Origin of the sequence: Streptomyces sp. NBC_01429 (assembly GCF_036231945.1) — a bacterium.
Classification (GTDB): Bacteria; Actinomycetota; Actinomycetes; order Streptomycetales; family Streptomycetaceae; genus Streptomyces.
Window position 1 is genome coordinate 1,623,905 of record NZ_CP109599.1, and the last position, 18,977, is coordinate 1,642,881.

The 18,977-nt window shown below is 68.7% G+C and carries 12 protein-coding genes and 1 pseudogene; 7 read left to right on the plus strand and 6 right to left on the minus strand.

The features are described from left to right. Nucleotides 1–7: 7 nt before the first annotated feature. Genes OG627_RS06685 through OG627_RS06700 form a run of 4 tightly spaced genes read left to right on the plus strand, consistent with a single transcriptional unit; the run spans nt 8 to nt 8,235 of the window. Complete coding sequence (locus OG627_RS06685; protein ID WP_329062403.1) at nt 8–1,210, plus strand: hypothetical protein; 1,203 nt, start codon at nt 8–10, stop codon at nt 1,208–1,210. Then, nucleotides 1,207–3,126 (plus strand): VMAP-C domain-containing protein, encoded by a 1,920-nt coding sequence (locus tag OG627_RS06690; protein ID WP_329062405.1) that lies wholly within the window; start codon nt 1,207–1,209, stop codon nt 3,124–3,126. Before OG627_RS06685 ends, OG627_RS06690 begins: the two co-directional genes overlap by 4 nt. Nucleotides 3,127–3,151: 25 nt before the next feature. Next, entirely contained in the window at nt 3,152–4,219 is a 1,068-nt protein-coding gene (locus tag OG627_RS06695; protein WP_329062407.1) for an AAA family ATPase, read from the plus strand. Further along, a complete protein-coding gene (locus tag OG627_RS06700; RefSeq protein WP_329062409.1) occupies nt 4,216–8,235 on the plus strand; it encodes an SAV_2336 N-terminal domain-related protein in 4,020 nt (1,339 codons plus the stop codon). The genes OG627_RS06695 and OG627_RS06700 overlap by 4 nt, the downstream gene beginning before the upstream one ends. 1,242 nt (nt 8,236–9,477) lie before the next feature. On the opposite strand, the gene OG627_RS06705 is transcribed toward OG627_RS06700, so the two are convergent. Next, nucleotides 9,478–10,407, minus strand: coding sequence for a LysR family transcriptional regulator (locus tag OG627_RS06705; RefSeq protein WP_329062411.1), 930 nt, complete (start codon nt 10,405–10,407; stop codon nt 9,478–9,480). 114 nt (nt 10,408–10,521) lie between these two features. Between OG627_RS06705 and OG627_RS06710 the strand changes: the two genes are divergently transcribed. Both OG627_RS06710 and OG627_RS35450 read left to right on the plus strand, forming a co-directional pair. Further along, nucleotides 10,522–11,049 (plus strand): DapH/DapD/GlmU-related protein, encoded by a 528-nt coding sequence (locus tag OG627_RS06710; protein WP_329062412.1) that lies wholly within the window; start codon nt 10,522–10,524, stop codon nt 11,047–11,049. Nucleotides 11,050–11,101: 52 nt separating this feature from the next. Beyond that, nucleotides 11,102–11,340 (plus strand): annotated as a pseudogene (locus tag OG627_RS35450) (transposase); the annotation flags it as partial. 316 nt (nt 11,341–11,656) lie between these two features. On the opposite strand, the gene OG627_RS06720 reads toward OG627_RS35450, so the two are convergent. The 4 genes from OG627_RS06720 to OG627_RS06735 all read right to left on the minus strand — a co-directional run bounded on the left by OG627_RS06720 (nt 11,657) and on the right by OG627_RS06735 (nt 17,830). Beyond that, nucleotides 11,657–12,499, minus strand: a complete 843-nt coding sequence (locus tag OG627_RS06720) for a reverse transcriptase domain-containing protein (protein WP_329062414.1) — start codon at nt 12,497–12,499, stop codon at nt 11,657–11,659. A 1,168-nt stretch (nt 12,500–13,667) separates the two neighbouring features. Next, entirely contained in the window at nt 13,668–14,615 is a 948-nt protein-coding gene (locus OG627_RS06725) for a lytic polysaccharide monooxygenase auxiliary activity family 9 protein (protein WP_329062416.1), read from the minus strand. Nucleotides 14,616–15,182: 567 nt separating this feature from the next. After that, nucleotides 15,183–16,559 carry a hypothetical protein gene (locus OG627_RS06730; RefSeq protein WP_329062418.1) on the minus strand — a complete coding sequence of 459 codons (1,377 nt, stop codon included), beginning with the start codon at nt 16,557–16,559 and terminating at the stop codon, nt 15,183–15,185. Between the two features lie 173 nt (nt 16,560–16,732). Beyond that, the gene (locus OG627_RS06735; RefSeq protein WP_329072433.1) at nt 16,733–17,830 is read right to left on the minus strand and encodes an ArsR/SmtB family transcription factor; all 1,098 of its coding nucleotides are present in this window, start codon (nt 17,828–17,830) and stop codon (nt 16,733–16,735) included. A gap of 146 nt (nt 17,831–17,976) precedes the next feature. Here OG627_RS06735 and OG627_RS06740 point away from each other — a divergent pair, with 146 nt between their 5' ends. Next, entirely contained in the window at nt 17,977–18,447 is a 471-nt protein-coding gene (locus tag OG627_RS06740; protein ID WP_329062420.1) for a YbaK/EbsC family protein, read from the plus strand. A gap of 204 nt (nt 18,448–18,651) precedes the next feature. Here OG627_RS06740 and OG627_RS06745 read toward each other — a convergent pair whose 3' ends face one another. After that, nucleotides 18,652–18,915, minus strand: coding sequence for a hypothetical protein (locus tag OG627_RS06745; protein ID WP_329062422.1), 264 nt, complete (start codon nt 18,913–18,915; stop codon nt 18,652–18,654). Between the last annotated feature and the right edge of the window lie 62 nt (nt 18,916–18,977).

Here is an 18,977-nt window from a genome sequence, read left to right on the forward strand (position 1 = left end):
GGGGCGCATGAGGTTCGTCTTTGTCCATGGGACCGGTGTCCGCCGGGAACGGTTCGAGGAACTGTTCGCGCTGGTCGAGGCCGGGCTGCTGAAGGAATTCCCGAAGGCCGAGGTCGAACGCTGCTACTGGGGAGCGGAGTTCGGTGCGGAACTCAGCGCGGGTGGCGCGTCGGTTCCCGGCATGAGGCCCGCGCCAGGGCCGGAGGAGGATCCCGAGACCGCAGAGTGGCTGCTGCTCCTCGCCGATCCGCTGTGCGAGCTGAGGGTTCTGGCCGAACTCGGCACCGAGGCCGAAGACGACGGATTCGCGCTGCTGGGAACGCAGTCGCCCGGCGAGAACGTGGGCGATGCCCTGCGCGCCCTGCCCGCCGTCCTGGCACCGGACGACGAACTCGCCGTACTACTGCGGGAGACCGGTCTGGCCGGCGGCTACCGGAACGCCCTGTGGACGGTGGAGCGCTCCGACGAGTTCCACGCCGCGTGCCTCGTCGCCGAGGACGACGCGACCGCCGCCGAACTCAGGGTCCACGCGGGCCGGGCTCTGGTGGCCGTGATGCTCGCCGAGGCCCGCGACACCGCCCTGTGCACCGACGCGGAACGGGACCGGCTCGTCGACCTTCTGAGCGAGCGGCTAGGCGGGACTGCCCGGGGCGTGGTGACGCGCACGGCGGGCGTCCTGTCCCGATTGGCACAGCGCGTGGCCACCCAGTCCTTTCTGGACCGTAAGCGGGGTGAGGTCACCTCCGAGAAGGCATCCGAGATCGGTGACATCCTGCGCTACCAGGCACGCGGTGAGCATCTGCGCGCCCATCTGGAGCGGGTGATCGGCGACAGCCCGGAGCCTCCGGTCGTCATCGGCCACAGCCTCGGCGGCATCGCCCTCGTGGACACCCTCGCTCTGGCTGCCCGACGCCAACCTCCCTTGTCTGTGCGCCTGTTGGTGACGGTCGGCTCCCAGGCACCCTTCCTGCACGAACTCGGTGCCCTGGCCGGACTGGAGCCTGGTGACCGGCTGCCCTCCGACTTCCCTCAGTGGCTCAACATCTACGACCGTCGGGATGTCCTCTCCTACCTCGCCGAACCGGTCTTCCCGGGCGACGGCCGGGTTGTCGACCATGAGGTGCGCAGCGGAATGCCGTTCCCCGTCTCGCACAGCGCCTACTGGAAGCTCCCTCCGGTCTTCGAGCGGATCGCCGAGGCACTGCGGTGACGGACGGCTCCCCAGCCGCCGAGCCGCAGATCACACCGGAACGGACCTTCGCGCTCGTGGTGGGTGTCGAGTCCTACGAGATCGACACCCGGCTGAACCTCTCCGGCCCGGCCGGCGACGCCGTCCGCTTCGCCGACTGGCTCACCGGCACCGCTGGTGTACCGAAGAGCAACGTACGTCTGCTGTTGTCGCCCCTGGCCGGCACCTGGGTCGAGGGGGAGGCCAAACCCGCGACCCAGAAGAACGTCGAGGAAGCGCTCTTCACGGACCTCGCCCAGTGCGACGGTGACCTGCTGTGGATCTACTGGGCCGGACACGGCTTCCTGGACCGTCGCCACGATCTGCTGCTGCCGTACGCCGACGCCACGGCCGGTCTCTTCGCTCACCTCAATCTCAGCTCGGCTCTGCGCCGGTGGAAGTCCGACGAGATCGCTGGTGGCCGCTTCCGCCGTACCGTCACCGTGGGCGATTCCTGTCGGCTGGACATCGCACGACTTAAAGGGAAGTTCCCCCAGGTGAACTACCCGGTGGGCGCCCCCACCAGGCGCATGCAGTTCACGCTCTACGCGTCCCGGCCCGGTGAGACTGCGAAGAACACCGTCCAGGCGGGCCAGTTCACGGATACCCTTCTCAGACGTCTGGAGGGCCGAACGCTCGAACAGGCGACACTCGGCCTACCCGACATCGCCCGGGACGTGCAGGCCGACTTCACCGTGATGCGAGCGAACGGCACGGCCTGGCAGCATCCGCAGTTCGACATCGCCCTGGGCTGGGACGGTTCTTCTCTCCACGGGGACACCTGGGCGGACGGTGGTACGACGAGCAGGCCGACTGGTGGTCTCGTCCTCGACCAGGTCGCCTGGACGGAGCTGGGGCAACTGATTTCCGAGAGCACGGAGTTGCCCCGTGACACCTATGCGGCGTACCGCTGGGCCTTCGAGGTGACGGGCTGCGTTCCGCCGATGGACCACAAGTTGCCGTCGTCGGACTTGGTGGAGATCGTGCGTGATCTGGACGACCGGCAGGGCACCAGCCGTGCCGTTCCGCTCGCTCTGCCGTTCGTCAAGCACCTGGCATCCCGTGCCGCGCCCTCTCCCTGGGTCGTGGCGGCGAACGGATGGGTGGAGCGTACGCGTGAACGCCTCAGCGCGGACCCCGTCCCGGTGCCGCCCTCTCGTCCGGTCGAGTCCCCCGCGCTGCACGTGCGGTTGACCGAGGACGACGAGGACTCCTACCGACTGCAACTCTGGTCGTTCCAGGAGCGCTGGGACTACGTGGGCGACTTTCCGGACCCCATGGACCTGGAAGGCGTGCGGAAGGCGCTCACCCTTCACCTCCTGACGGAACCGGCGAAGCCGGCGCGGATCGAGTTCCACGTTCCGTTCGACCTGTTGGAGGTGCCGTTCGAGACCTGGACGGTGTCGCGCCCCGCGCGCAGAGGCCGCGGTGAGCGGGCCGTCCAGCTCGGCTGCCGCTACGAGGTAGTGCTGCGCTGCCCCGAGGAACGCGAGGATCTCGAACTCTGGCTGGCCAAGTGGCAGTGGTACGAGACACATGGCGGCCTGCATCCGGACGCCGTGCGGGACATCGCGGACTGCGATGTGTCCGGCGACCTGGCCGACAAGCTACAACTGAACGCGTCACCGGTCTGCGTGCTGGCCGAGGTGACCGAGGATCTGGTCATGGACGTCTTGGAAGCCGTGGTGGACGGCGGGATACCGATCGCCGTTTGGCGTCGCCCCTCCCCGGCAGCCGGCGCGGCCATACGTACAGCGCTCGACGCCGACCCTCCGCACGCACTCGACGTGGCATCGCTGCCCACCGGACTCAGGCGAGCCCGGGTGGACCAGCACCCGCTCGCGCTGCTCTACGACAACCCCGATCGGGTGCCCTTGAGGCGGTCGCTGTCCTCGTGAACCGTCGTCTAGGAGAGGAAGTCCGATGAACACTGTCAAGGACTGGTGGATCTACCGGGGCACTGGCTCGGTCGCGGAGAAGCGCGCCCGGCTCGACGAGAACCGGCCGCCGTGGCGGAAGTTCAAGGGTGCCCCCGACCCGGAGTACGCCCCGCCCGGCACCGCCGGACCGGCCTGGACCGACACCTGGGTACGCGGCGACGGATACGTACCGGACGACGCGGAGATTGACGCCGTGAACACGGCCCTGTACCTGCGCCGCCCGCTCCTCGTCACCGGCAAGCCCGGAGTCGGCAAGTCGACGCTGGCGCACAGCATCGCGGCCGATCTGAAACTCGGACCGGTCCTGCACTGGCCGGTGACCAGCCGCAGTTCCCTGCGGGACGCGCTCTACCAGTACGACGCGATCGGGCGTCTGCACGATGCGAACCTGCGCCATCTGAAGGCCGGCCGAGGCGCGCCGCCCCGGCGGCAGCCGGGCGGGCGCCCCTCCTCGGGCAGCGCCATCGCGTCGTACCTGCGTCTCGGCCCGCTCGGCACGGCGCTGCTGCCACAGGAGCGCCCCCGGGTGTTGCTTGTCGACGAGATCGACAAGAGCGACATCGACCTGCCCAGCGACCTGCTCACCGTGTTCGAGGAGGGTTCCTTCGAGATCCCGGAACTGGCACGGATCGCCGCCCGCCAGCCACGGGTCAGGGTGGGCACGCAGGATGATCCCGAGCTACGTGCCGGGATCGACCGCGGGCGCGTCCAGTGCAGCGCGTTCCCCGTCGTCGTGCTGACCAGCAACGGCGAGCGCGACTTCCCGCCGCCCTTCCTGCGCCGCTGCATCCGCCTCCACGTCGAGCCGCCGCACGAGAAGAAGCTGAAGCAGATCGTCCGGCAGCGGCTGAGGCTCGACGACACGACCCGGGAAGACCGCTACCAGGACCTCATCACCGACTTCATCGAGCGCCGTACGGAGGGCGACCTGGCGACGGACCAGCTGCTCAACGCCGTCCAGCTGCGGCTGAGCGGCGCGTGGTCGGGCGCGGGCGAGCGCAAGGACTTCCTGGACGCCGTACTGCAACGGCTGACGGGCCCGTTGGCGTGATCGAGCGGCTGCTGCGGGCACTGGAGGAGTCCGGCGCGAACGCCGGACCCGAGGAGCTGGCGGACATCCTCTGGCTGGCGGCGCGCGTCGGTGGCGCCACGGGTCCGGACGCGGGGTCCGCTCAGGACGTCCTCGACGAGTCCGAGGCCACGCCGCTGACCGAGTACCCGGCCGAGGGCCCCGAGGAAGCAGACCGGGCGCCGGAGGAGGAGTTCTACACCGCGGGCGACGTCACGGACGCGCCCGGCCCGGCGCGGCAAGGCGTCGAACTGGTCCGCGTCCGCCGAGCTTCGTCCGTCCGGGATGCGCTGGCGGTGATGCGGGCGCTGCGCCCCCTGGGCCGTTCGAAGGACACCTCGGGCGGGAACCCGGCCGATTGCGAACTCGACGAGGAGCTGACGGTCCGCAGGACCATCGAGCAGCGCCTTCCGACTCCGGTGCTGCGGCCGCGCAGGGGACGCTGGCTGGACCTGGCCCTCGTGGTGGACGCCCACCACTCGATGCTGCTCTGGCACGGCCTGGTCGGCGAACTGCGGCGGGTGTTCGTGCAGACGGGCATCTTCCGCGACGTACGCACCTGGCACCTGCTCGGCACCGACCCGGACGCCGCCGAGCCGCTGTCCGTGGCCCGTACACCTGACGGTGAGCGGCGCAGCGTACAAGAGGTGTCCGACCCGTCGGGGCACCGTCTGGTCATCGTCGTCACGGACACAGTGGCGAGCGGCTGGGCCGAGGCGGACGTCGCGCGCATGCTGCGGCAGTGGGCCTCCCACGGCCCGGTGGCGCTCCTCAACATCCTGCCGCGCCGGCTCTGGGACCGTGGCGCGGTGCGTCCGCGGTCCCTGCCGTTGCGTTCGGTGAGTCCGGCCTCGCCCAACACGTCGTGGCGGGTGGGCGCGCCGGCACGGAGCCGCCGCAGGAGCGTACGGCTGCGGCCCACCCCTCAGGTCCTCGCGATCCCGGTGGTGGAGGCCGAACCGGCGTCCGTGCTGCTCCTGGCGAAGCTGGTGGCGGGCAGCGGCCAGTGGACGCGGGTGCCGTGCCTGGCGCTCCCCCGCACGCCGTCGTCGCCAGCGCCGCTGCGGGCCGAGCCCCTGGCTCCCGCCCGGGAGGAGGTCACCGACGTACTGCGCCGCTTCAGGGCAGGTGCGTCCCCCCTTGCCCAACGACTGGCCGGATATCTGTCCGCCGTGCCCTTAAGCCTCCCGGTCATGAACCTCGTCCGCCAGACGATGCTCCCCGAGGCGGAGCACGGCCACCTGGCGGAGGTCGCTCTCGGTGGCCTCTTCGCCCCCTGGGGCCAGGAGGCAGCGGCCGGCCCCGACCGCATCCCCTTCGACTTCCGCCCCGGGGTCCGGGAAGCACTACTGGGCGGCCAGCGCCGGGACGCCATCACCTCCGTGCAGCAACTGGTGCGGCGCGAGATGGGCACGGGGATCAGCGAGTACGGCGCGGCCAGTGGCGGCGACTTCCTCGCCGGGCGCAGGGGTGGAGACAGCACCGGTGAACGGGGACTCGTACCGGAGGCGATGCCGTTCGCGGCGCGGGAGGGTGCGGGAAGCTGGGTCTCGGATCCCCTGCCAGGGCTCCAGCCTATACCCGAACTCGTCGACCGCTACGTGGACGAACAGTTGCAACAAGTACTGGCTCGGGCGCAGCGGGGGCTCAGCTCGTTCACGGTGCTGCTGGGCGATGCGGGGTCGGGGAAGACGACGGCCATCGCCCGCGCGGTGACCGCCCTGCCGGACGACTGGACACTGTGGACCCCGCAGTCACCGGACGAACTGGTCGGTGCGAGAGAACGGCTGCACCCTCGGACGGCTGTGGTCGTGCCCGACCTCCGCTCCTTCCTGCTGGCCTCCGACCGTCGGTCGCCCTCGACAACCAGCGAGCTCATCAATCTGATGTCCGCGCTGAGCCCCGTGCTGGTGCTGAGCGAACTCAGACCCGAGGACTTCCATGCGTTGCGAACGGACCACTCGGAGGAAGCCGAGTCCTTTCGATTTGCCCTAGGCCGGCTCGATTTGATACGGGTGTATTCGCTGACCGCGGAGTCGGAAACCCTCGCGCGCGTCCACAACGCTCCGTCCTTCGCCAAAACACTGCTCCTGGCGGCGCTGGACATCCGGCGCCTGGGACACACGGCCGCGATGTCGCGCCAACTGCTGGAGGCGGCGGCACTGATTTATCGGTCCTCCGGCTCCAGCTGGGACACCGCTCCGCACAACTGGCTTTCGGCAGCGCTGGGATACGCCTGCGCAGCGGTGCCCGAAGGCCGGTCGGTGATGGCCACGGCGTCGCGCGGAGGGGATGACTACGTGCTCGACGACTTCGTGGAGTGGGCCGACCGACGGGACCGCCCGGACTTCTCCCCACCCGACGAACTCTGGCCGGTACTGGCCCGATTCGCCCACACGAACTCACTTGACGTCCTGACCCAGACCGCTCGGGAGCGAGGTCTGCGCGAGGTGTCCCGGCTCCTCCGGAACGCAGCGGCATTCCACGACGACACGCGCTCCCCCCAAATCCGTAGCCTGGCCCGAGCCGCCGACGAACGGCTGGTGAGGATCAGCCTGAACCGTGAGGAGCTGGGCTCGGGAATCCTTCTTGCAGGCGGGCAGGTAGTAATGCCGGCCGCTCTGTTCCCAGCGGGTACTCTCGCCCCCCTCCTACGCCTCGAAGGGCGCCCCTGGGAGGACCCGCGCACGTGGCATGCCCAACTGACGGCTGCGACGGCGCATTCGCCGCTGGCCGTGCTGACGAACGTGGGACCCGGGCGCCCCCCGCAGGAGCCACCCCTGCCCTCCGCTCCCTCACCGACACGGGGGGACTGGGTCCTGGTCGTGGGATTCACGCGGGACCGCACTCCTGGATCCACGCCTCCGGCTCTGGCCCGCTACCGGGTCGCATCCGTACGGGGCGACAACTTCGTACTGGAGTCGGCGGCGGCCGACCCCGTGCCCATGTCCGGGGCAACAGTCGTCGACCTGCAAGGCGCTGTGATCGGCATGGTGTACCGAAGCACAGGTGACAGGGAGAACCGGCTCCACGCCACAAGGATCCTGCCTTCGTCGCAGACGGCCTCCCGGACCCCGGAGTCCGTTTCGAGCCGCGTCGTGCTCGATCCAGCGCGTTCACGCGCCGTGCTGATCGGAGCCGACAGATACGAGCAGTTCCCAGACCGGCCCAACTCCGCGGAGCAGGCCATCGCGTTGGCGCGCGCGTTGGGACGGACTCAGGAGTCCGGTCCATTCGACGATGCCAACGTGTCACTCTTCTGGAACGAGCACTTCCCCGAGCCTCTCGTCGGTTCGCTGGAGGACCTCTCCCAACAGGCCGAGCACACGCTTCTCGTCCACTTCACAGGGCATGTGCTGGAAACATCCCGCGGCGTCTTTCTCGCCTTTTCCTATTCCCATCGCGACCGGCCCGATCTCACCGCCCTGTCCCTCCGGCGTCTGGTCTCGCTGATGGAGGACAGCCCCGCCCGGTTCAAGGTCCTCATCATCGACGCCTACTTTGCCGACGCGGACAGAATACGGTCGTTGCTGAACTCCCGATCCATCCATGGGCACTGGTCCCTGATCACCGCACCCCAGAGCCCCAAGCGGTCGCGGTTGACGCTCACAAACGAGTTCGCCACCGTGCTCACCGAAGGAATCCCCAAAGCGCCGGAGTTCATCAGCCTTAGGGACCTGACTGCTCGCATCCGCGACCGCAGGCTTGTCATCGGTGTTCAGACCTTTGACGACGCCAGCACCGATTCCCGGGGCCCCCTCCTGCGCAACCCCGCTTTCGCACCGCCGCTCGAAGGCACCGTCAAATGGTTCAACAACGACAAGGGCTACGGATTCATCGCCGTCGACGACGGCCGTGATGTCTTCGTCCACTACTCCGCCATCCAGATGACCGGCTTCCGCGGGCTGGAGGTCGGTCAGCGCGTCCAGCTCCGGATCACCCAGGGCGACCGCGGCCCGCAGGCGGAGAGTGTTCGTCCCCTTCCCACCGAAGCGTGACGCGAATCGCGCAGCGCCTGGGCAAGCTGTTCGCGAACAGCCTGTTCCTTCGCCACCTCCACGGCCGCTCGCCAGCGAGCTTCGGCGTTCCGCGCCGGCCCGCTGCCCGTCCTGCCTTCGCCGAACATCCTCTGCCGCTCGTGCCTCGATCTCACCAAGAATCACACCGAGGGCCTCTTCGAGCGTCCGGGTCTTCGGATCCCGCCAGCGGCCGGCCGTCTGGTCAGGCCATGGGCGAGCTCCACGACGAGGCGCCCGGAGCGGTCGGGATCCGCTGACTTCGGGAACTCCTGCCTGACGGTGACGGTATAGGCGAAGCCGTCGACAGCAATGTCCACTCCGCCCTCGCGTGGGTAGAAGGACGAGTGGTCCTTCCGCACCTCGTACCTGCGCCGTACCGCCTCAGCCGCCAACCCCTGTAGCAGCAGGAGCGACCTGCGGCGCAGGGCAGACGGCTTGTCCAGTCGGCACTCGTCATCTTTGAGCGCGGCCACGAGAGGATGCAGGTTCCCCAGTCGTGCGGGGACGGGAACCAAGCCCCCGCCCTCTTTCCGCCGTTGACTCCGCGCATCGGGATGAGGCCCTCCGCAAGGAACAACTCCATCCCCGGCCCGCCGTACGGCACCTTCTCGATGCGTTGCCCTCCGGCTCCAGGCCGTGCCGCTTCGCGTAGTTGAGGACACGCCGCCACTCGGCGACCTCGTCGTCACCGGAAGCAGCGATCCGAACGCGCCCCTCGGCGACGACCGCTCGACCAGCTCCAGCGCCCTCGCCCGCTCGCTGTACGACGTCCCAGGCTCCGAGGGCACAGTCGGCTCGCTGCCGCCAGTCGCAGAGTCATCGTCGATCATCAGGAGCCCACGATCCCGCAAAGCATCGGCTGAGCCCCAGTGACTCGACATCCGTGTTCCACGATCCAGGCCACACCACGCTGCCCCACCCTGAACAAAGCCGAAAGGGCGTCCATCAAGAGTGGGAGCCCTCTGGGACTTTCCTGGGACTTCCGGCCCCATCAACCGGCACGAACGTGAAACAGCTGAAAGGGCATTCGCGCAGGTCAGCCGCCATCAGCCACTCATTGCGGCAGGTCAACGCGTTCGCTGGTCTCTTCCGGGACATCTGACGGGCGGGGTGTTGTGCCCCTTGGGCACAAGGGGCACAACACCACACCATGCCATCTGACCTGTGAATACTCACGCAACGCACGTGCAAGATGATCTTGAATGACTGACGACACGGTCGTCAGCGGCCCACCCAGTCCGGCGCCCACACGTCGTGCGGGGTTCGCGGGCCTGCGGTGCGCAGATAGTCGCGTAGGGCGGTCAGTACGGGATGCTGGTCTCCGCTGCGGAACAGCAGCACGTGCGGGTAGACCGGGGTCGGGTCGTGCAACGGAATGCGCCGTAGGTCGTGGGTCTGGGGCCACAGGTACCGGTCCCCGCTGCCGACGAGGGTGGCCAGCGAGGCCGAGTCGGCCAACGCGTCCATCAGGGCCTCGTCACCGAAGTTGGGGCCGAGCGCGTCGATGCTCAGGCCGAAGGCCCCGGACAGCGCCTGATAAAACGCCGCCCACTCCGTGCCCGGCCTGATCCCGGGGATCCAGATGCGGTGACCGGCCAGATCCGCAGGACTGACCCAGGGCGTGTCAGCCAGCGGGTGGCCTGGCCCGACCAGCAGCTCCAGGGGTGCGTCCAGGAGTCGTTCGACGCTGATCCCGGCCGGGACCTGGTCTGCCGGCAGGGCGCGGAAGGACGCGTCGACGGTCCCTTCGAGCACCGCCTGGGCGGCCTGGGCGGCGTTCTCTGTGCTCAGCGTGACCGCGTCCAGGTCCGTCTCGGGGTGTGAGCGGTAAAACCGGTAGACGGCCTGGGCCGGGAAGATGCGCCGATTGAGGACGTCGACGCGCAAGGGGCGGCTTCCGGGGCGCACGGCCTGCTCGGCCTGTTCGATGGCCGCCACCACCTTCTTGGCGTGCGGCAGGAAGACCTGCCCGTCCAGGCTCAGGCGGGAGCCTCGGGAGGTCCGCGCCAGGAGCGTGACCTCGAGGTGCCTCTCCAGGGCCGCGATCCGCTTGGAGACCGCCTGCTGGCTGATCCCCAGGTCGTCGGCCGCAGCCTGGAACTGCCCGGTCTGGGCGATGGTCACGAACGTCCGCAGTGCTTCAACATCCACGCTTTCACCCTACTTCCACAACCATTGGTTGTGTCTGGAGTGGCGCAGGGTTGTTTGATCGAGTGCTCTGCGCGGTGGTGGGATCAGCGCATGTCTACCCGCACAGAGCAGGTCATGTATGTCCAGACGCCTGAGTTCGCGCGTCATGCTGAGCGGATCGTGGAGGTGACCGATGCGACGTCTCAGCTGAACGTCCTTCCGTTCAGCGACGGCGAACGCCGTTCGGAACTACTTTCCGTTGTGTTCGGCGGCCCGCTGTCGGAGTCGGTGGTGATCTACCCACCGTTCTTTACCGAGTGCGGGCTGAACACGACGTTCGGGGAGAACGTCTTCGTCAACCAGGGATGCACCTTCATGGACAAGGGAGGCATCCGTATCGGCAACGGCGTCATGATCGCCCCGAAGGTCAGCCTCATCACGGGAGGCCATCCACTGCCCCTGGCCGAGCGCCGTGAGTACCTCTCCTTCGCCCCGATTGTCATCGAGGACGATGTCTGGATCGGGGCAGCTGCCTTGATCACGCAGGGGGTGACCATCGGCGCCGGTGCGGTGGTCGCTGCCGGTGCGGTGGTCACTCGTGATGTTCCTGCAGGCGCCGTGGTCGCGGGAGTGCCCGCCCGGGTGATCAAGACGATTGGCTGAGCCCGGCCGGGCTGCTGGCCCGGGTGCACGGCACCTCTGCGGTCTGGTCCTGGTGCCTCGTCACGCGCGTTTGACCGAACGGCAGTGGGAACGCATCCGGCCTCTGCTGCCCTCCAGTTCCGGTCGTCGCGGTAGGCCGTGGGCCGATCACCGTCGCATTGTGGAGGCGATCGTCTACCCGGTACCGCACCGGTGTTCCTTGGCGAGACCTCCCAGCCGGGTTCGGATCCTGGAAGACCGTGTGGGCCCGCCACCGCCGCTGGGCGGCCGACGGGACCTGGGACCGTGTGCTCGGCGCGCTGCTCGCCCGCGCAGACGATGATGGGCTGATCGACTGGCGACTGGCGGGTGGCGGGTGGCGGGTGGCGGGTGGCGGTGGACTCCACCACCACCCGGGCCCACCAGCACGCCACCAACACCCGCCGCCCCGAGAAGTGCCGGGCCGCAGCCCGAGGGCAGGGCCTCGACGCCCACCGAGGGCCCGCCGGGCACGCGATCGGCCGTTCCCGCGGCGGGCTGCCGAGTAGCCGGGAGGGATCTCACCTCCCGGCTCTCACAGAACCGTGCGTAACAGTCTCCCGTTACACGGCTCTTGCCGTTCTGATCATCAGGTCATCACGGCTGCGACCGTGTAGCGCCACTGTGCAAACATGCGGGGATATCGCTGAGCGATCTCCATCATCTTCGCGATGGCTTTCCGTTCAGCCGTAAGCCGTTTGTACTTCTGGCGGATCCAGCGCACCAGGTAGGCGTTGACACGCATCAAGAAGGGATTCAGCTCCCACGGTCTGAACCGCCCGTAGTAGTTGATCCAGCCGGCCACGACAGGGTTGATCCTGCGGGCAAGCTCTCGGAAGGACAGATCGGACCGGGTGTGCAAGCGCCAAGAGCGCACTGCCCGGCCCATCTTCGTCAGGGCGTCCTTGCTGACAGCGGGGTCGAACGACTGGAAAGACTTGCCGTATCGATCCTGGTTCTGCCTGGCTCGGAATGTGTATCCCAGGAAGGTGAACGCCGTGTGCTCGAATGAGCCTTGGCGTTTACCATCCCTGCAATACACAATCCGGGTCTTGTCCGGGTGTAGTTGCAGCCCGACCTCAGCCATCCTGTCCACGAGCGCGGCCAGCACCGTCCGAGCTTGGCGCTCGGTGACGCAGTGCAAGACCGCGTCGTCCGCATACCGCTCGAACCGGATGTTCGGGAACTCCCGAGCCATCCAGGTGTCGAACGCATAGTGGAGGAACAGGTTCGCCAACACAGGGGAAACCGGGGCCCCTTGCGGGGTTCCGCGTTCCCGTTGCAGCGGTGAGCCGTCGGGCATGGCCAGCGGGGCCTTGAGCCACCGCCGGACATATAAGTTCACCCAAACGGCGTTGGTATACGCCTCCACCGCCTTGACCAGCAGATCCCAGGGCACGCTGTCGAAGAACTTGGTGATGTCGGACTCCACCACCCAGTCCCGCTTCCAGCAGCGCTCCCGGCACTTCTACCGCGTCCAAGGCGGACCGGCCTGGCCGATATCCATAGCTGTCTGGATGGAAAACAGGCTCCACCCTCCGCATCAGACGCCGTGCCACAACGGTCTGAGCCACACGGTCGGAGACGGCGGGAATGCCGAGCATCCTCGTTCCATTTCCGTGCGACTTGGGAATAGCAACCGCACGCACCGGAGGCGGGAAGCAGGAGCCCGATGACATCCGGTTCCAGACCTTGTACAGATTGCCCTTCAGGTCTCTCTCGAACGCGTCGACACTCTGGCCGTCCACGCCGGGCGCGCCTCTGTTCGCCCTGACTTCCTCCCACGCCTCCTTGACTTCCCACTTAGGAATATCAAACGGCTTGATCTGAGAGTTCGACTGGCTCACCGAACTCCTGCCGGAAACCTTCCGGTTGATGCGATCAACTCAGTCCCGAACAACCCGGTCCCTTCGCTCCACCTCCGTTACAGAGGCTTCATCACTACTACGGACCGGTCCGCCAGCAGGCCCCTCGTCGGTACTCTGCCCCTCACAGTTTCTGCTGCTCGGGGTACTCCCTCTCGCCCACCACCCATCGGGCAGTATCGGGACCTGCCTTCTCCTGTTCCGTACGAAAGCAGCAGACCGGCCTCGCGTCGCCTACATGCCGGACACCACCTGGCCAATAAACGGGCACCCGCCAGGCTCGTCCCGGGATAGTGGTCACACCCCGGTTTCGATGCCGTCTTGATCTTTTTCGACACGTCAGCAGCGATTCAATTGCGTTCGCCTTTCCGATCCCCACCTGACGCCTCTTACGACGCCTTTTCCTCATCGCTCACCACGACGGTCTTCAGCCAACGCAGCATGAGGCGGTTTAGGGCCTCCCCCCGCAGGGCGACTCTGAAGGGCCATACCTTCATCTTTCGCACAGCACCATTTCCAGAAGCGGTCCTACAACCAACTCCCTTTCACGTTCAGGACACAAGACCACGAAGATCCACCTCGCGTCCGACAGCAACTGCCGCCCCCGGCCTTCGCTCTCACCACGACATGCCGATGACGGCCCCGGACAAACAGATGATGCTGCGGCAGTGCGGTGCGACGTGAACGGCGTGAACGGTGAGAGGACCCCGGCGGCGGCGCCGGGGTCCTCGGCCGTCAGCCGTGCTGCCTGGCCCGGCGGATCCGGTTGAAGACCATCGCGCCACTGGCGAAGACGACTGCCCCCAGGCCCCCCACTACCGCGGGCACGGCGACGGCCGACTCGTTGCTGGAGGCTGCCAGCTTCTCGCCGGCCGCGGCGTGTTCGGTGTGTCCGGCGGCGTGGATCGGGTCGGCCTTGGTGTTCTCGACGTCCGCCCCGAGCGCCTCGACCTCGGCGGCCGACCGCTCGCCGCCCGCCAGACCGGTGACCTCACCGCTGCCGCCGTCGAAGACGACGTCGGAGCAGGAGAAGAAGTTCTCCTGACTGTCGGAGCGGATCCACTGGACGAAGAGCATGTGCTGACCGCTCCGTTGCGGTAACTGGAGGTTCCAGTAGTAGTGGCCTTCGTTCGTACCCACACCACCGTTCTGCGGCGGGTTGGTCACCGTCTGCAGGTGGTCCAGGTCGCCCCACGCGAGGGCCTTGGCCGGGCTCCACCCGCTCTTGGTGAGGTAGACCTCGAACTTGCCTGGATGGGCCGCCCAGTTGCTGTACTTGAGCTGGATGTTCGACCCCGAGGTCAGGTGCGTCTTCGGCCAGTCGGTGCGGACCGCGTTGTACGCGGAGAAGTTGTACGGGCTGCGGTCGCCTGCACTGCACAGCTTCCCGTCCGGGACGTAACCCGCGCCCCTGCCACCGGCGTTGGAGTCCAGAACGGCGAACCAGTTGTACAGCGGGGTGGTACCGGCCTGCCGGACCGCGTCGGCGCAGGCGGGGTTGGACGGCATCTGGGTCGAGCCGTTCTGGAGCAGGTCCTTGTAGCACAGGTTGGTCCGCGAGCCGGGCATGATGCTGACGCCGTGCGCCGATGCCGGGGACGGCACGGAGAGCACCGCTGCGGCAACGCCCGCGGCCCCGGCTAGGGCCAGCGTGCGCCGGGCACGGACCGAGTTGATGGCCATGAGTTGGTCTCCTTCGTGAAGGTTCTCTTTCGAGCACCGACCGATCGGCCGGGACCTGTCGCGGGCGTCGCCCCATGCTGCGGGAGCCGACCGTTCGGGCCCGGCGATCGACCTGCAAGAGGGTCTGGCGTGGATGGTGGGGGGTTAACGAGGGCAATGGGAGCGCTCCCATCTGTTGTAGCGCGTGGGGGTGGAGTAGTAAATGGTCTCGTCGCGCCCAAATATTGACAGGTCCTAGTCAAGACTTGACGATGGAGGCGCTCCCATCGCCAAGAACGTGCAACCGAACCGGGCAAATCGCCCGCCTTTCCCCTTAGTTAGCGCTTCGTCCTTGACTGCGCCGCGCACGTCACAGGAGCCGAGCGTTCGACATTTGCCGACATCCTGGGACTTTTCTGGGACTTCCGGCTTCATCAACCGGCACGAGCATGTGATCGGCGAATGCCGCCGCCCCCTCCTGAACAGGTGCAACGCCGGTTCAGGAGAGGGCGGGGCGGCGACGCGTATGGGACTTCGGTCTCCGGGACCGGGGGACGGGTCGGATCGCCCGGCTCCGCCCCCGGCTGGTCAGTTGACGGCCAGGACCGCCGTGTTGTTCGTGAGGTCCGGGTCGAAGTCGAAGGGGTACGCGCCGAACTCACCGTACGCGGGGTGGATGCTCACGGCACCGGTCGCGCCGGGCACCACGGTGTCGACGCGCACGGAGAACGCGAACGTGCGCTGCGTGTTCTCCAGGACCCAGTACCGCAGGTTGCAGTCGTAGCGCGGGGCGCCCGTCTGCGTCGGGTAGTAGCCGCCGTCGAGGGTGCGCGCGGAGCAGCCGGACGGCACGCCGGTGACCGTGGTGCCCTCGGGCACGATCAGCCGGACCTTGGCGACCGGGTCGCCGGAGCCGAGGTTGCCGAGCCAGCCCGGACCGTTGTTCTTGAACGTGAGCTCGGCCGTGGCCGTCTCGCCCGCCGCGCCGGAGATGGCATCACCGGTGACGGAGAAGTCCGCGGTGTTCTCCGCGCCGATCTGGACGATCGCGTAGTCGTTCCGCGGATCGATGTCCTGGGCGCCGTCGCCCGTCTCGACGCCGATGTCCAGCCGCTCGTTCAGCGCGTGCGGGGCGAGGCGTACCGCCAGCGGCTCGGGCAGCTCGAAGGAGTCGCCCGGCGCCAGCACCTGGTCGAACGTGCAGACCACGTTGCTCGACGGTGCGTAGTTGGTGCCGTCCGTCGTGGTGTAGGCGCAGGCGTCGTACCGGGTCGGATCCGTCAGACCGTACGAGGCGTTCAGCTTGACGGTGAACCCGTTCGCGCTCTCGTTGCCGTGGTTGGTGATCTTGAACGGGACGGGCCGCTCCTGGCCAGGCCGGCCGTCCTTGATGTCGGCGGGGGGCTCGACGGCGAGGTCGGGTCCGGCGCCGACGGTGAGCGTGGTGTCGAAGCTCTCGTGCGGCGCGGTGAGCGTGCCGTCGGGCCCGCCGGTGGCGGTCGCCTCGAAGGTGATCCTGCCCCGCGCGCCGGCTTCGGCGCCGTCGGCCGCGCGCACCGTCAGGAACACCTGGTCCTTGTAGTCGCTCCCGATCACGGGCACCACGGGGATGTCGCACACCGCGCTCGCGCCGCTCGGCGCGCAGTTGTCGGGCCAGGTCACCTCGGCGACCCCGGCGAGGTCGGAGACGTCGATGGTGAGCCTGCCGTCGGTCACCGTGAAGTTGTCGTTGTCGTGGTAGAGGCCGACGCCGAGGGTGCGGGACGGCGGCCGGCCGCCGTCGGTGCCCGTCGGCAGCGTTCGCTCGTACGGCTGGTGGATCCACAACTGGTCGGTCTGCGGCGAGTCGTCGTCATCGTCGGCGAACGCGGGTGCGGCGAGGCCGGCGGTCAGCAGACCGGCCGCCACCGCCACGGCGGCGCCGGATCTGAGACGTACCGGGCGTCCAGCGGAGAACAGTCTCATTGCTACCCCCCAAGGGTGTGGTGACGCACCGGCAGACCCGGCGCGCCGGGAGGATCATCACATGGCAGGGATCCCTCCGCGCCCTGGTTTTCCGCCCAGTTCGCCTCACGGCATCGGTGTCGCACTGCGCGCCACGCACGCGGACGCGGTGACGGTCCCCCGGGGGTTCGCGGCTACGCCCCGGGCTTCGGGCCCGGGCTGAGAGTGGTGAGGGCTGCGGCGATCTGGTCGAGGCGGGCGGGGTCGAGGGAGTAGAGGACGTAGTAGCCCTCGCGGCGAGTGGTGGTGAGTCCTGCCCGGGTGAGCTGGTGGAGGTGACGGGAGATCACGGACGGGGACAGGCCGAGGAGGGCGGCGAGTTCCTGGGTGCTGCGGCTCTGGGCGGCGAGGTGGGTGATGAGCTGGAGACGTGGGGCGGCGGCCAGGGCCCGCAGGGCGGTGAGGGTGTCTTCCTGGCTGGTGGGGCGGGCAGCCGAGGCGGGGGCGAGGGGCAGGGCCGGGTAGGTGACCCGCAGGGGCCATGGGGTGTCGCAGGTGACGCGGACGTGCGGCCAGACGTAGTGGCCGGCGGTGAACGTGACGGGGCGGTCGCGAGTGACGGCGATGTCGTGGTGGTGCGGGCGGTCGAGCCGGAGTGTCCGCAGGGCGGGGTCGATGCGGATCTGGGGGACCAGGGTACGGAGCATCGGGAACAGGCCCTGGTGGGCGATCCTGGATCCCGCCCGTGCGATCGACTCGTACAGGGAGGGCTCGACGCGCTCCCACTCGTCGGCGAAGGCGGCGCTCCAGTAGTCCTCCAGGACCGTGAGCGCGCTCTCCAGGACGGAGCAAGGGTCGTCGAGGACGCGGCTCAGCCGTGCCGCCCGGTCCGCGTCGGACCGCTGGAGCTCGGCGAGGACCGCGTCGCGGGCGGTGGTGTCTTCGACGATGCCGTATCCGGTGCGGTGGACGGTGTCGATGAGAGTCTGGGCGAGTTCGGCGGCCACCAGGTCGGGCGACAGGGCCCGTACGGCGGCGAGTTGGTCCTCGAAGTCGGCGTCGTGATCGCCCGCCCGGCTTTCGAAGAGGGCCGGGATGTAGTCGGCCACGACGAAGCCGTGTTCGCGCATCTTCCGGCGCAGGGCCGCGGGCAGCCGGCGGCACCGCCGTACCCACGGCACGTGCAGGGCGTGGTGTCCGGGGTCGGTCAGCACATGCCAGGAGTGGACGGCTTCGAGCAGCGGTGAGACGGAGAAGGCGATGTCCTCCTCGGCCGTCTCGGTGAAGCGCATCGTGATCACGATTGCAGGATTCCACAATCAGTTGATCGGACCTCGCGGTCTCGACCAGGCTCAAGGGCAGACCGCACCCGGATTCCCCGCACCCGGATTCCCGCAGGTCACCATTTCCTCGCCGAGCCGAAAGCCGCAGGTCCTCGATGAGTACGCCCGAAGCATCCTGGCGAGCCGTGCTGGACGCGGACGGCTGCGCGTACACCGTCCACGCGCACGCCGCCGCGCACAGCGTCGCCGAGCGCCAGGCGCTGCCCTTCCCCTGGACGCAGGCCATCAAGACGCTCGCCTTCACCACGCCGGACACCCCGCTCCTGCTCGTGGCGCTGCGGGCGCAGGACAGGGTGGACTTCGCTCGCCTCGCGTCCGCCACCGGCACCAGCCGCTCCCGGCTGCGCCCGGCGGACGCCGGTCCGCTCGCCGCGGAGGGCCTGGTACCGGGCGGCATCCCGCCGGTCAGCCACCGGCCCGGAGTGCCGTGCCTGATCGACACCGCGGTGGCCGAACCGGCTCGGCCCGTCTACTGCGGTGCCGGATCCGCCGACCGCACCCTCCAGATCGACTCCGCCGTCCTGGCACGCCTCCCTCGCGCCCGGATGACATCGGTGTCCCGGTAGCCCCTCCGGCCGGCCCCGGTCCGCTCGCCCCGGGCCCGCCCCACGTACAGCGAAGTACCGGCCCATCCGGGCAGGCCGGGAGCGGGCCGCGCGCCTCCGGGGAACGGACCGCGACCACCGCCGCCCGGCTGTCGCCGTTCGGGCGCCACCACATCAACTCGACGTGCTCGTCAGGTACTTCTTTCAACTCCCCGAGCCGCTGGGTCAGTCGAGTGCGGCGGCGATCGCCTCGGCCGGGGTCGCGGTCGGCCGTCCGATCAGGCGCCGCAGGTCGCCGGAGTCGGTGAACAGCTCGCCGCGGCCCATGGCGAGGTCGGCGTCGGCGAGGACGTGCGCCTGCTCGGCGGGGACGCCGGCGTCGGCCAGCACCCGGGCGAACCCGTCGGCCGTGAGATCGGTGTACTCGATCCGCTTCCCGGTCGCGGCCGAGATCCCCGCGGCCAGCTCGGCCAGGGTGAACGCACTCACGGAGTGGTCGGTGCGGCACATCGAGGACGTCCTCACCGCCCGCGAGGAGTACGACGACCGCG

Bases quoted from the DNA above. Each gene is read 5' to 3' on its own strand.
- OG627_RS06710 (WP_329062412.1), top strand. From the start codon at position 10,522: ATGTATGTCCAGACGCCTGAGTTCGCGCGTCATGCTGAGCGGATCGTG.
- OG627_RS06685 (WP_329062403.1), top strand. From the start codon at position 8: ATGAGGTTCGTCTTTGTCCATGGGACCGGTGTCCGCCGGGAACGGTTC.
- OG627_RS06740 (WP_329062420.1), top strand. From the start codon at position 17,977: ATGAGTACGCCCGAAGCATCCTGGCGAGCCGTGCTGGACGCGGACGGC.
- OG627_RS06695 (WP_329062407.1), top strand. From the start codon at position 3,152: ATGAACACTGTCAAGGACTGGTGGATCTACCGGGGCACTGGCTCGGTC.
- OG627_RS06725 (WP_329062416.1), bottom strand. From the start codon at position 14,615: ATGGCCATCAACTCGGTCCGTGCCCGGCGCACGCTGGCCCTAGCCGGG.
- OG627_RS06735 (WP_329072433.1), bottom strand. From the start codon at position 17,830: ATGCGCTTCACCGAGACGGCCGAGGAGGACATCGCCTTCTCCGTCTCA.
- OG627_RS06730 (WP_329062418.1), bottom strand. From the start codon at position 16,559: ATGAGACTGTTCTCCGCTGGACGCCCGGTACGTCTCAGATCCGGCGCC.